Genomic DNA, 12761 nt, shown 5'->3' with positions numbered 1-12761 from the left:
TCGTGTCCAGCTCAGGCGGGATCGGCCGGCCGAGGGCCTGCAGGGCGCGACGCTCCATCGCGCCCCTGCCCCTCGGAGGCACTTCACCAGCCTCAGGGATCTGCGGCGCGTTCGCCACTCAAGGAATACGGGCCTCTGACCTTGATCGTGCGCCGCCCTGCGAAGCCTCCGCCTCGCCCTGCGAAGCCTCCGCCTCGCCCTGCGGATGCCGCGAGCCGTTCCCCCACTCCAGGTGCAGCGAGGCCTGGTCGAACCACAACGGTTTCGACCAGGCCTCGCACATGACCGTCAGCGGCGTGGGCCCCTCCCGGCCCGGAGGGCTTGCCCGCGGGGTACCCGGCACGCGTATCCCGCCATCAGCCATCGAGCGCGCGCCCGAGACGGCGCGCTCGGCGCAACGGCCCGCCGGTCACGCCGGGTTGTGCCGCAGAGCCATGAAGTACGCGGGGACTTGGGCGCGTTCGCCGTCGGGAAGGGTGAACGTGGTGTGGACGAGGGCATCGCCTTCGGCCAGGACCGTGAAGCGGTCGGCGCCGAGCAGGGCGAGGGCTTGGTCCCGGTCGACACTGCCGGGGCGGATGCCGGTGCTCAGGATGCGGGTCAGGCCGGACGGGGCCCCGTACCGCTCGACCAGGTCGTGCAGGTACTGCTCGGCGGATATGGCCAGCTCCACGAAGGCCAGGACTCCGGTGGTACCCAGGAGCGTGCGCAAGGATGCGGCGAAGGCTTGCCGGTGCTCGGGCTCGATCTGGTGCAGCACCGTGCGCATGTACAGATTGACGTCGCCGTACCGCGCGTGCAGGGCGTTCACCGCTGCGGTATCGAACAGGTCGAGCACCAGATACGTGGTGTCGGGGTCGGCTGCGGCAGCCGCTTTGACCGCTGCCGGGAAGCGTCCGCGCCGATCACGTGCTTGATGTGTCGGGCAAGGTAGCGGGTCTGGGTTCCATTGCCGCACCCGAGGTCGATCAGGACCTTGTCGGGATCGAGATGATCGGCGAACCGCGGCAGGTCCAAGGCGCTGGCCAGCCGCGGATCCGCATCCCAGAGCGAAACCTGTCCCTGAGCTTCCGTGATGCTCCAGTACGTCTCCCAACTGGAGCCGTAGTAGGGCGTGTCAGTCGACATCTGTGCAACCCCCGTGCTCGTGAGCAGGCCAAGAGGTGACCTTTGGCGTGTGACCTCAGCCTTCTTCCTGCCGGCCGTCTGCACCAGGCGTGCGCAGGCGGCCCTGGAGGCACGCCGGGTCTACGAGGTGCGCTCGTAACCGCCTGTCGTGCCCCTGCCTCTCGAGAGTGGCTGCTTCACGGAAGGCGATCGCCAGGCAGAGGCCTTTCCCGTGCGAGGCGGTTCATGTTCCGTCTGCGACTCGGGCTTCGATGACCCAGGTGCCGCGGGCCTGTACCTGGTAGACGCCGGGCCCGGGCAGATGCACCGACAGTTGTGCGTCGCCCTTGCCGCGACCGGCCTCCGTCCACTCGGCGAGGTCGTCGTCGAGGGCCAGCAGACGTACCTCGCCGCGACCGCGATGGTGCAGCACGGCGGGCGCACCCGGTCCCGTGTACCGCACGAGGTCGCCGCCGCGGCCGTGGATCCGCTCGGTGAACTCCGGTATGGCGTCGGGCAGTTCGGCCCATGCTTCCCATTCGGTGTGGTCCGATCCCCGGAACTCCACCGTGAACCGCACGGTCTGCCGGTTGCCCAAGCGCTGCAGCGGCACCCGAGCCCGAACCGGTTCGAACCCGTCGCCGAGTGTGTAGCCCTTGCGCTGGTTGCCCCGCAGCCGCAGGACGACCGTCACCTGCTCCGCGCCGTCGCTGTGCACCACCAGCACGGCGGGCTGTCCGACGGCGGGCAGCCGCACCTGCCCCGCCCCGGGCCCTCGGCCGTACACCCGCTCCTGCGCGACGCCGTACCCGGGTTCAGATCCGGTCGACGCGGGCGCTGTGCTCACCGGACGCCGGCGCGGGCCCTCGCCCACCGCGCCGCGCGGGGCGGGCAGCATCCCGCCCACCGTGCCGCGCCTCTCCTCCAGCCGCACTCCGCACGCCGCACACACGGACACGTTGCGGGGCGCCCCGTCGGCCGGGGCCCAGGGCAGCCGGCGCACGGCCCGCCCGTGCCGGGGGTCGAAGAAGCACAGCGGAAGCCTGTGGGGCAGCGGACGCCCGGCCAGCCGGGCATCCAGGCAGGCCAACGCGTGGTGTCCGTCGTCGAGCGCCCGCAGTACGTCGAGGGCATCCGCGCGGTCCCGGTCCCCGACGAAGGCACGCTTGGCCGCGTCGTACGCGTCGAGGGCGCGCTCCAGGTCCGCGCACATTGCGTCGGTCGCCCCCGGCTGTGCAGGCGAGAAATCGTGCTCGTCGAGGGCGATCCCCAGCGCAGTGATCTGCGCCTCCACCGTGGCGAGTTCACCCTCCGCCTGCCGGGACGCCCGCCCGAACCATGCACCGAGCCGGGCCAGCGAACGTCTTCCCTCGATCATGCGACCACCCCCTGGCGCTGATCGTAATCCAGGGCACCTTCGCACTCCCGGCCGCTGCCCGCACCCGCCACAAGCGGCAACAGCCCTTGCGGACGCGATGGACCGCGCGCCCAGCCGACTGTCTCGCGCTGGGCCCGTGGCGTGGCACGCCGATGCGCCGGAACTCGCGCACCGGGCGGGAACTCCGAGCGAGCTGCCGGGCGGCGCAGGCCGGAGGGTGCTGGGCAAGGCCATCTCGCCGCGGGCGGGGGCGGCCTTGCCCCGGCGTCGGGGCGGGCGTGTGGGTGTGGGTGGTTCAGTGCTGTGTGATGGGGCAGCCGCCGGTCATCGAGCCGAGGAAGGCGTTCGGGTCGTAGTAGTGCTCGACTTCCAGCAGACGGAGGTCGTCGCTGACGGTGGCGATACTCACCCCATACATTTCGATCTTCTTGCCGGTGGGGGAGAAGCCCTTGTACTCACCGGTGAAGGTGCCCCAGTGCCGCCACTTGAAGGTGATGACCGGCGGCGGCGAGACGACCTCGAGGACCTCCCAGAAAAAGCCCTCCGGGAACGCGGTGTGGAACACCTCGTGGGAGGACTCGAAGGATTCCGCGCCGTAGAAGACGCTGTCGCCGATGAGAATGTTGTAACTGCCCTGCTCGACGATGTCGTCCGCGCCGGCCCAGGCACCGCCGTTGACGCGGGTGCGGAACTTCTCGGTGACCATCGACACCCACGTGGCCGGGTCCTTCTTGTGCGAGACCTCCATCTCGAAGACCTGCACGATGCTCTCCACGATCGCATCCAGCGAGCCGGACTCGTGCCGGGTGGTGCGCTGCTGCGGCATCACGGTGTGCGACTGGTGGTAGTCGGGCGCGTGGTCGCGCCAGTGCTCGGGGTCGGCCGCGGCGACGACCGCGTCACGGCCCTGCAGCCACAGTGGAGCCGGAGTCTCTGCCTGTGTCATTGCCAACACCCTTCGCAGCAGCGGTAGTTGGGCAGATACTGGCGCAGGCAATCTTTGACCACAAGTGCACAACTCCTGAACACTTCAGATCGATAACCTTCACATCGCGGGGCGTGGTGTGCGGCAGTGAAGATCGTGCCGGACGGGAACAGGGCCCCGGCCACCACCCGACGGCTGCACCTGCCTTGGGACGTGACCAGTCCACTACCGAAGACCTCGATGCCCCCACCCGGCACGGCACACGGAAACGGGCCCCGCCTTTCCGGCAGCGTTCGTTCTGGCTCTCGCCCGCGACCGCCTCACCCGCAGCGACAAGAGGCCGCAGGTCGTGCGATCAGCGCGCCCCCTGCGGCCGCCCCAGCCACCGTGCCCACCCCGGCATCGGCCGAAGCGGGAAGGGTGGCCTCGGCTCTGAGCGCGTGGCCACCACCGCTGACGCCTTCGTCTGGGCCGCCCAGCGCGGCACCGCCCGTACCCCCGCCTATGTGGGCCTGCTGGCCAAAGGCGTGGCCAACGCGAATCCCTGGATCGACATCGAGTCCAGCACTTCGGCCGCCGCGGTCCTGGAGGTCGACGGCGCACCCGGCCCGGTCGCGTTGCTTGCCGCCGCAGAGGGATCGGTACACCGGGCAAGAGCCCATGGGCGTTACGGCCGTCGGCGTACGCCGCCCCGCGCACACCGGAGCCATCGGCTAATACGTTTCCGAGATCGCCGAACAGGGGCTGATCGGCATCGGCATCGGCATCGGCTTCGTCGCCGGCATGCCCGAAGTCGGCTCTACGGGAGGCCAGGGCGCAGGGGGCACCAGCCCGAGAGCTATCGCCGGAACCGCCCCCCGAATCGGAGCCGACTGACCGGCTTCGCGGCCTGTACGCATGTTGCTGATCGGAGGAGGAGCCATCGGTAGGAAGCAGGTCGCTGCGCCCTGCAGTCGGAACACGTCAACATCCCGGCATGGCCAAGCTTGACCGTTCTGTTACCGGTCGGTAGATGCGGGCCTGGCATACTAGCCGCGGCCATTCGGCCTTTACAGAACTCTCACAGTTGGTCACATGGGTGCAGGCCGCGTGTCTGAACTGTGGCGCGGAAGGTTGCAGCACCTCATGAACGGGACCATCGACGGATTCAGTTATGGGTGGGTGACACCCGTCGTCGGGTACGTCATGGCCTGTTTCGGCAGCGCTCTCGGCCTGCGCTGCACCACCCGCTCCCTCTTCGACGCTCGCACCTGGCGGCCCGGCTGGCTCGTACTCGGCGCCGGAACGATTGGCTGCGGAATCTGGACGATGCACTTCATCGCGATGATCGGCTTCACCGTGAGGGAGGCGCGGGTCGCGTACGACTGGCCGCTGACTTTCGGCAGCCTCGCCATCGCGATCGTGGTGGTGAGTGTCGGGGTGTTCATCGTCGGATACCGGGGCGCGACCGTGCCCGCCCTGTTGATCGGCGGGACCATCACAGGGCTCGGTGTCGCGGGCATGCACTACATGGGAATGTCCGCGATGACCCTGCAGGGTGCGTCGCTCGGCTACGACGTCGGCACTGTCGCACTCTCCCTCGTGATCGCGGTCGTCGCGGCGACCGCCGCACTGTGGGCCGCGGTCCAAGTCAAGGGTCTGCTGTGGAGTCTCGGAGCCAGCCTCGTCATGGGGGTCGCTGTGACGGGCATGCATTACACCGGCATGGCCGCCGTCAATGTTCATCTCCATGGTGAGGGGGTCGGCGGCACGGGGACATCCGCCTTCAGCATGCTCGTCCCGATGCTTATCGGTCCACTGGCCTTCCTGGTGGTCGCCGGCGCCATCGTGATGTTCGATCCCATGATGATCATGGGTGAGGGGCATCGGGCCGCCGAGCCCCAGCGCCTGACGGTTGACGTCCCCTCACTTACGGACTCCGACCGGCGTGCAGGGTCGGGGCCTTTCGGCGACGGTCCGCAGCGCGGCGCCGCAGCCCGGTTCGACGGATTCGCGAGTGTGCCGAAGCCTGAGGAAGCGACGCATCGGCGGCCGTAGTGGCTGACCCGCTCTACGAGCCCCGCAGTGTGCCCGCGGGCGGCAGTGGTTTTCACGACTGATACGCGTTGCACTTGCGTCTGAAGATCGAGAATTCCGATACGAGGTGTGGTGCGGAGCGGCTTTGCTGATCTGCGCCACACCTTTCTTTGCTCTGAGAGCCGGACCTTCTATTTCCTTGTCGCGTGGTCCGGTGACGCTCCGTTTCCTGCACTGCCCCGACGGCCTGTTCGCCGATACCCGTCGTCCCCACCCAGCTCTTCGGCGAGCTCCGCGACGACCAGGCGAGCTGATCAGTGCACCAGGAGGATGCGTCTTCGCAGGGGTTGGAAGGATGATGGCCATGATTTGATGAGCCGGTCACCAGCGGCCCTGATCCCGCTCGCATGGCTCGAACCAGCCCTTCGTCGGTAAGGTGCCGCCGCCCCAAATCTGCACCTCTTTGTCGGCACGCGCGCTTGCCGATCTTGTCTGCGCCACGCTGCCTAAATCCGCACTCGTAGCCGCATTTTCACTGACGTCTAACGATCAGACGTGAGCATGTCGTGGATGAGCCCCTGAGGTTGATCGGCTCGATCCACGGCACCCGCTGCAACCAGTCGCTGTGTCGATCGGAACTCGGACTGGTCAGGAGGGCTCGCTGCTCGTCGGAGACAGGGCCACTCACCAGGCACAGCCAGGTGAGGCGGAGTTGGATGCGGATCCTTTGAAGGGAAAATGGGTGGAGCCCCGGAGCGAATGGTGGCTCCGGGGGCCTTGTGGAACGTGTCAGAGATAGGCGCAGATACCGCCGCTTCCCGTGGTGTTCTTGAAGTACCACCCGATGTTGGTGCGGGTGTCGTAGCCGTAGCCGCCGTCCGTGCCGATGTCCTCTTGGCCCTGCGCGTAGATGAGCGCGGTCTTGGTCTTGTCGCCGAAGATTCCGTCTTCGGTCAGGCTCCGGCTGTAGCACTCGTTGAGTGCGATCTGCAGGGCCTTGACGCCGTTGTTGCTCGCGCCCCTGTACATCTGGCAGTTGATGTTGCCGTTGTAGGCCGGAAGCTTGGCGACGAGGTGGGTGGCGCCGGACATGGCCTTGCTCGCCCACCCGTTGCAGTAGCCCGCATAGGCGGCGGAGGCGGGCGTCGCGGTGGCCAGTCCAAGGCCGGCGCCGGACAGTGCGACGGCTGCGGCGGAGATCCCCACCTTGGTGCGCAGCGCGCGGAGCTTCATCATGCGTCCCCCAGAAGAATGTGGCACAGGCGGCCCCTTGCGGGGCCACATGGCAGATGAGCCTGGCGCACGAACCTCGTGGAGACCTTGCAGAAACCTGGAAGGTGCAGGCCACAGGCCCTGATCACTTGCCAGCCGCGGTGCGAGCTCAGCTGTCCCTCGTAAGGATCGGTCTCGCGTACGACTGCACGGACCCGCCCTTCGACCTGCTCGACATCGAAGGAGTCATTGCCGCGTTTGGCGACCATCCGCCGCAGCGGCTCAAGGAGTTGACGTGTGACCACTTCTGCACACCGAGCCCGTCGAGCGGCTCGGCATCCCGACCGAGATGCTCTCGGGCGGGCCGCACGGACTGTGCAAGCAGCCCGAGGATCTCTGGTCATGATGCGAGGGCAACGTTGTGCATGTGGGCGACGGCGTGGTGGAGGGCCGTCGACGTGCTGTCGGCAGGCGCGGAGAATCTTGTGGTTCTGCGTCCTGCCGATCACCTGCTCCACCCGGGCTCGCACCGTGCAGTGGCCTGCGTTTTCGGCTTCCTCTCCGGGCAGCAGCTCGCGTCGGGGGCGGTTTGCGGTGCAGGTGACCGTGCCGCAGTTGAGGTAGGCGCCGTCGCCCAGCACCGTCACGCCCTCGCAGTGCACGGCGAGGCTGGAGGACCGCCAGGCGTGGGCGTCCGTAATGGTGCCCGGCACCGGCCGCCCCTGCAGCGTGCCGTTCCAGCCGCGATCGCGCACCGCCCGCAACAGCCGGCCGAAATGCTCAAACCCGCAGCCCTGTAAACGTCTCCACCCACACACGTTCAGCCGTCAACACCAGCCACACGCCGGAGATGTCCAGGCCAGAGCCTCGTGTAGCGCGCTGGAGCCGCGGATGCCGTGGCCCGGTTTGCTTACGGGAACCCGGTGTGCGAGCTGGACGTCAACCGGTGCCTGCGCAGATCGTGCGTGAAACTGTAAGAAATAAAGATCCTTCGAGCATCTCTTGTCATCGAGTGCTTCCAACCTGCAAGATTCCCATGGTCACGCGGTCCGGAGCCCCGGCTTCGCAGTGGCCCTGGTCCCTGCGTAGGGCAGGCATCCATGCATGCACTGGCGCCAGCCGGTCATGCCCCGATGCGTCGCCCCATGCCCCGCCACACTCCCACTCGACGCAGGAGGTGAATGTGCCGAAAGCTGCGTTGACTTCGACCCGCTCGGACACGTCAACCCCTCAAGTTCCGCCCCCGACGGGGCACTCGGCGCGCGAGCCGGCGCCACCCGCCCGCGGCGGGAAGCGGGCGCCGACCGTCCGCAAGCCGCTGCGTGCGCGGCTGAAGCGGGACCGCGCCCTGCTGCTTCTGTGCATCCCCGGCGTGCTGTACTTCGCCGTCTTCTTCTATCTGCCGCTGGCCGGCAACACGATCGCCTTCCAGGACTACCAGCCGTATCTCGGGTTCAAGGAGAGCCCGTTCGTCGGCTGGACGAACTTCACGGCCCTCCTGGAGCAGCCCGAGTTCTGGTCCTCCGTCTGGAACACGCTGGAGATCACCGCCGTACAGCTGCTGCTGTTCTTCCCGGCGCCGATCGCGCTCGCGCTGCTGCTCAACTCCCTGATCAGCAACCGCACCCGGCGGTTCATGCAGACCATCGTGTACCTGCCGCACTTTCTGTCCTGGGTCGTGGTCGTCGCCATGTTTCAGCAGGTCTTCGGCGGCGCGGGCACCATCAGCGGCTACCTCGCCGAGCACGGCATCGGGGCCGGCAATCTGATGACCAACCCGGACACCTTCACGTTCCTGCTCACCTCGCAGATGATCTGGAAGGACGCCGGATACGGCGCGATCATCTTCCTCGCGGCGATGGCCTCCATCGACAACGGCCTGTACGAATCGGCCGCGATGGACGGGGCCGGCTGGGCCCGCCGGATGTGGCACGTCACGCTGCCGGGCATCCGCCCCACGATCGTCCTGATGCTCATCCTGCGGCTCGGCGAGATCCTCTCGGTCGGCTTCGAGCAGATCCTGCTGCAGCGCGAGGCGGTCGGCCCGGACGCTGCCGAGGTCCTCGATACGTACGTCTACTACCACGGCGTCGTCGACGGCGACTGGGGCATGTCCACGGCGGCCGGCTTGATGAAGGGCGTCATCGGCTTCGTGCTCATCGTCGTCGCCAACAAGGTGGCCCACCGCCTCGGAGAGCAGGGGGTCTACCGATGACCACGCCCGCCATCAGCCTGTTCAAGCGCCGCACCGCCCGGTTCACCGCGCGCACCGACGCTCGCCCGCCCTGGATGGAGCGCCCCACCTGGTACGGCCAGGGCCTCAAGGTCCTTGTGCTCGGCGCGATCGTGGTGGCCGTCGGCTACCCCTTCCTCATCGCGCTCGGCACCAGCCTTGCGGGCAAGGAGGAGATCGCGGCCAACGGCGGCTACGTCATGTTCCCGACGGAGCCGACGCTCCAGGCGTACGAAGCGGTCCTGTCCGGGGGAGTGGTCACCCGGGCCGCCCTCGTCAGCATCGGCGTCACGCTGGTCGGCACCGCGCTGAGCCTGCTGTGCACGATCGCGCTCGCCTACGGCCTGTCCCGGCCCGGGACGGTGGCCGGCAAGCCGATCCTCTTCCTCGTCCTCGGCACGTTCCTGTTCACGCCCGGCATCATCCCCGTCTACCTGGTGGTGGACCAGCTCGGCATGATCGACAGCTATGCCTCGCTGATCGTTCCGATCATGCTCAACGCCTTCAACATCGTGGTCGTCCGCGCCTTCTTCCAGGGCATCCCCGACGAACTCCACGAGGCGGCCCGCCTGGACGGCGCCGGCGAGATCACTGTCTTGTGCCGCATCGTGCTGCCCCTGTCCAAGGCCGTGCTCGCGGTGGTCGGCATGTTCTACGCGGTGTCGTACTGGAACAACTTCTTCAACGCGATGCTCTACATCAACGACGGCGCGAAGCTCCCGCTCCAAATGGTGCTGCGCTCCTACGTGTTGCAGGGCGACACCATCAACGAGTCGGCCATGGGCGTCTCCAGCCTGCCGCCGTCCAGCGCCACGCAGATGGCCGTGCTGCTGCTCGCCATCGTGCCGATCGTCGCCGTCTACCCCTTCCTGCAGCGGCACTTCACCAAGGGCGTCCTCACCGGCGCGGTCAAGGGCTGAGCTCCCTTACCGAGGCCTTCTCGCCGCACCCCAAGATCTCCCCGCACCTCACAAGGAGTTCCCCACCCATGTCCTCCTCCCTCAACCGCCGCGGCTTCCTCGGCGCCGCCGGCCTCGCGGGCCTCACGGTCGCCGGCGGCTCCCTGCTCACGGCCTGCGGCTCCGGCTCCGCGTCAGGCAAGGGCGGCGCCGCCAAGTCGGCCAAGGTCAAGCTGCCCACGTACATCGCGGCGAACGTGGCCGCACCGGATCTCGCGGGCAACGCCGACGGCCTCGACCCGGCGTATCTGCGCTATCCGAAGAGGCTGGTGAAGTCCGTCGCGAAGACCCCCGGCGACGGCAAGCCGATCACCGCGCTCACCGAGACGTTCACGACCGCGCCGCCGGCCATGGGCCGCAACGCGTACTGGCAGGAGCTCAACAAGCAGCTGGGCTCCGAGTTCCGGATGACCGTCGTCAACGGCCTCGGTGACGAGGACGTCTACCGCACCAAGCTCAACGCCCTCACCGCGAGCGACGATCTGCCGGACCTCGTGTGGTTCCCGCCGAACCAGGGTCTGAAGAACGTGCCGCAGCTCCTGGAGGCCCGCTTCCACGACCTCACGTCGTACCTCTCCGGCGATGCGGTCAAGGCGTTCCCGAACCTCGCCAACATCCCCGACTTCGCCTGGAAGACCGCCGTCATCAACGGCAAGATCTGGGGCACTGCCGTGCCGTACGGCCGCTTCGGCCAGGTCTATGTGGCCAACTCGGACTTCTGGAAGCCCGTCGGCGGTGTGCGCTTCGACGACGCGGAGGACTTCCTGGCCAAGGGCAAGGACCTGCTCGACATCAAGCGCAGGAAGTACGTGCTCGAACCGGCCTACGTGAACCACGTGCACATGTTCAGCCAGTGGTACGGCGCCCCCAACTGGTGGTCCCTGAAGGACGGCAAGCTGACCGCCCGCTACGAGACCGAGGAGTACCTCGCGGCGATCGAGTTCGCCCTCAAGTGCCGGCAGGCGCAGCTGTTCTGGCCCGACCCGAACCTGCGCACCACGCTCGAGAAGATGGGCGGCGGATACCTCGGCGCGCACGTCCAGTCCTTCCCGGGCCTGCTCAGCGACACCAAGATGTACGACTGGCCGATGGAGGTCATCGTGCCCTTCGCCGCCGAGAGCGGCGCGAGCCCGAAGTACAACCTCGGCATCGGCTCCGTCGGGTTCGTCGGCATCAGCAAGAAGGCCGACAAGAGCCGCATCAAGACGCTGCTCGCCGTCATGGACTACCTCTCAACGCCCCCTTCGGCAGCGAGGAGCGGCTGTTCCTCGGCAACGGCATCGAAGGCACTCACCACACCCGGACCAAGGACGGCGACGTCGCGCTCACACCCAAGGGCGAGGGCGAGGCGCTGACCACCTTCGACCCGCTGCAGTTCCTCGGCAACACCCCGGAGACCCTCTACACCCCGGGCAGGCCGGAGGTCACGCGCTCCATCCACGAGACGCAGACCGAACTCCTGAAGATCGCCCAGGCCGACCCGACCATCGGTTTCTACTCCGACACGTACGCCGCGAAGTGGCAGTCCCTGCGCTCGGAGCTCGAGGACGACATCAAGGACATCGTCGCCGGGCGCAAGCCGCTGTCCACGTACAAGGAATCGCTGAAGAAGTGGCTGCGTGACGGCGGTGACGCCATCCGCGGCGAGTTCGAGGACGCCATCGCGAAGGGCTCGAAGTGATGACCGACGATCTCCGCATCGGCGTCATAGGTCTCGGCCTGCGGGCCAGCATCGCCGACGCCGCCCACCGGCCGGGCCGCGGCTCCGTGGTGGCCGCGGTCGCGGACACCGATCCGGCCGTACGCGCGGGAGTCCCGGAGCGGTACGAAGGCGCCGCAGCCGTCGGCGACTACCGCCGCCTCCTCGAGGACCCGGCCCTCGACGCCGTCATCGTGGCCACCCCCGACGACACCCATGAGGCCATCGCCTGCGACGCGTTGAGCGCCGGCAAGGCGGCCTTCGTGGAGAAGCCGCTCGGCATCACCACCGAGCAGTGCGACGAGATCCTGCGCACCGCGTACAAAACCGGCACCCGGCTCTACGTCGGCCACAACATGCGGCACATGGGTGTCGTGCGCACCATGCGCGACCTCATCGCGCGCGGCGACATCGGGGAGCCGAAGACGGTCTGGGTACGGCACTTCGTGTCGTACGGCGGCGACTACTACTTCAAGGACTGGCACGCCGACCGCCGTCGCACCACCGGACTGCTGCTCCAGAAGGCCGCCCACGACATCGACGTGGTGCACTGGCTCGCGGGCGGCTACACCAGCCGGGTCAACGCACTCGGCGACCTGATGGTCTACGGCGACCTGCCCCGCCGTGCCCCGGACACCCCGCGGCCGGACGGCTGGCTGAAGGAGTTCGACTGGCCGCCGACGGCGCGCAAGGACCTGCACCACGTGGTCGACGTCGAGGACGTCTCGGTGATGAACATGCGCCTCGACAACGGGGTCATCGCCGCCTACCAGCAGTGCCATTTCAGTCCCGACTACTTCCGTAACTACACGGTCATCGGGACCGAGGGCCGTCTGGAGAACTTCGGCGACCGACCCGGCGACGAGATCCGCGTCTGGAACACGGGGCCGAGCGGCTACCGCGCGGACGCCGACGTGGTGCACCGCGTCCCGGCGGCCGACGGCTCGCACGGGGGCGCGGACGGCCGGATCATCGACGAGTTCTGCCGGTTCGTCCGCGAGGGCGGGGTCACCGACACGTCACCGGTCGCGGCCCGGATGAGCGTGGCCGCGGGCGAACTCGCGACCCGTTCGCTGCGCGACGGCGGCACGCCGTACGACGTCCCGCCCCTGGACGCCGACCTCGTCAGGTACTTCGACACTGGTCAGACGACGGCTTGAGGGCCGGCGCGGCCCGGGAGCGCGACCGCTCCCGGGCCCTCCGTCACGCGGCAGCCGTCGGTCCGGGCGTGC

10 protein-coding genes and 1 pseudogene are annotated in these 12761 nt (G+C 68.2%); 5 read left to right on the top strand and 6 right to left on the bottom strand.

What is annotated here, in order from left to right; all coding sequences use genetic code 11:
* Positions 1-409: 409 nt before the first annotated feature.
* The 4 genes from H9Y04_RS24775 to H9Y04_RS24760 all read right to left on the bottom strand — a co-directional run bounded on the left by H9Y04_RS24775 (position 410) and on the right by H9Y04_RS24760 (position 3431).
* Positions 410-838: a hypothetical protein gene (locus tag H9Y04_RS24775; RefSeq protein ID WP_187816222.1), complete on the bottom strand. Its 429-nt coding sequence runs from the start codon at positions 836-838 to the stop codon at positions 410-412.
* On the bottom strand, positions 808-1128 hold the full coding sequence (locus tag H9Y04_RS24770; protein WP_187816221.1) for a methyltransferase domain-containing protein: 321 nt from the start codon (positions 1126-1128) through the stop codon (positions 808-810). The genes H9Y04_RS24775 and H9Y04_RS24770 overlap by 31 nt, the downstream gene beginning before the upstream one ends.
* Before the next feature lie 223 nt (positions 1129-1351).
* Positions 1352-2485, bottom strand: coding sequence for a hypothetical protein (locus H9Y04_RS24765; protein WP_187816220.1), 1134 nt, complete (start codon positions 2483-2485; stop codon positions 1352-1354).
* 295 nt (positions 2486-2780) lie between these two features.
* Positions 2781-3431, bottom strand: a complete 651-nt coding sequence (locus H9Y04_RS24760; RefSeq protein WP_187816219.1) for an ester cyclase — start codon at positions 3429-3431, stop codon at positions 2781-2783.
* Positions 3432-4535: 1104 nt separating this feature from the next.
* On the opposite strand from H9Y04_RS24760, the gene H9Y04_RS24755 reads away from it, so the two are divergent.
* Positions 4536-5447 carry an MHYT domain-containing protein gene (locus tag H9Y04_RS24755; RefSeq protein WP_187816475.1) on the top strand — a complete coding sequence of 304 codons (912 nt, stop codon included), beginning with the start codon at positions 4536-4538 and terminating at the stop codon, positions 5445-5447.
* 768 nt (positions 5448-6215) lie between these two features.
* Here H9Y04_RS24755 and H9Y04_RS24750 read toward each other — a convergent pair.
* The gene (locus tag H9Y04_RS24750; protein ID WP_187816218.1) at positions 6216-6662 is read right to left on the bottom strand and encodes a peptidoglycan-binding domain-containing protein; all 447 of its coding nucleotides are present in this window, start codon (positions 6660-6662) and stop codon (positions 6216-6218) included.
* Between the two features lie 376 nt (positions 6663-7038).
* Positions 7039-7357: pseudogene (locus H9Y04_RS24745) on the bottom strand (transposase family protein); the annotation flags it as partial.
* A gap of 464 nt (positions 7358-7821) precedes the next feature.
* On the opposite strand from H9Y04_RS24745, the gene H9Y04_RS24740 reads away from it, so the two are divergent.
* The 4 genes from H9Y04_RS24740 (at position 7822) to H9Y04_RS24725 (ending at position 12689) form a co-directional block, all read left to right on the top strand.
* The gene (locus H9Y04_RS24740; RefSeq protein WP_438818142.1) at positions 7822-8853 is read left to right on the top strand and encodes an ABC transporter permease; all 1032 of its coding nucleotides are present in this window, start codon (positions 7822-7824) and stop codon (positions 8851-8853) included.
* Positions 8850-9791, top strand: a complete 942-nt coding sequence (locus H9Y04_RS24735; protein ID WP_187816216.1) for a carbohydrate ABC transporter permease — start codon at positions 8850-8852, stop codon at positions 9789-9791. Before H9Y04_RS24740 ends, H9Y04_RS24735 begins: the two co-directional genes overlap by 4 nt.
* A gap of 68 nt (positions 9792-9859) precedes the next feature.
* Positions 9860-11185 (top strand): type 2 periplasmic-binding domain-containing protein, encoded by a 1326-nt coding sequence (locus tag H9Y04_RS24730; protein ID WP_236071355.1) that lies wholly within the window; start codon positions 9860-9862, stop codon positions 11183-11185.
* Positions 11186-11510: 325 nt separating this feature from the next.
* Complete coding sequence (locus tag H9Y04_RS24725; RefSeq protein ID WP_187816215.1) at positions 11511-12689, top strand: Gfo/Idh/MocA family protein; 1179 nt, start codon at positions 11511-11513, stop codon at positions 12687-12689.
* The last annotated feature ends 72 nt before the right edge of the window (positions 12690-12761 follow it).

The sequence above is a fragment of the Streptomyces polyasparticus genome, from assembly GCF_014493765.1.
In the GTDB taxonomy this organism is placed as follows: domain Bacteria; phylum Actinomycetota; class Actinomycetes; order Streptomycetales; family Streptomycetaceae; genus Streptomyces; species Streptomyces polyasparticus.
This window is presented reverse-complemented; position numbering and strand designations above follow the sequence as displayed.

Excerpts from the sequence above, each read along its gene's own strand:
- H9Y04_RS24770 (WP_187816221.1), bottom strand. The coding sequence starts at position 1,128 with ATGTCGACTGACACGCCCTACTACGGCTCCAGTTGGGAGACGTACTGG.
- H9Y04_RS24765 (WP_187816220.1), bottom strand. The coding sequence starts at position 2,485 with ATGATCGAGGGAAGACGTTCGCTGGCCCGGCTCGGTGCATGGTTCGGG.
- H9Y04_RS24760 (WP_187816219.1), bottom strand. The coding sequence starts at position 3,431 with ATGACACAGGCAGAGACTCCGGCTCCACTGTGGCTGCAGGGCCGTGAC.
- H9Y04_RS24755 (WP_187816475.1), top strand. The coding sequence starts at position 4,536 with ATGAACGGGACCATCGACGGATTCAGTTATGGGTGGGTGACACCCGTC.
- H9Y04_RS24750 (WP_187816218.1), bottom strand. The coding sequence starts at position 6,662 with ATGATGAAGCTCCGCGCGCTGCGCACCAAGGTGGGGATCTCCGCCGCA.
- H9Y04_RS24735 (WP_187816216.1), top strand. The coding sequence starts at position 8,850 with ATGACCACGCCCGCCATCAGCCTGTTCAAGCGCCGCACCGCCCGGTTC.
- H9Y04_RS24730 (WP_236071355.1), top strand. The coding sequence starts at position 9,860 with ATGTCCTCCTCCCTCAACCGCCGCGGCTTCCTCGGCGCCGCCGGCCTC.
- H9Y04_RS24725 (WP_187816215.1), top strand. The coding sequence starts at position 11,511 with ATGACCGACGATCTCCGCATCGGCGTCATAGGTCTCGGCCTGCGGGCC.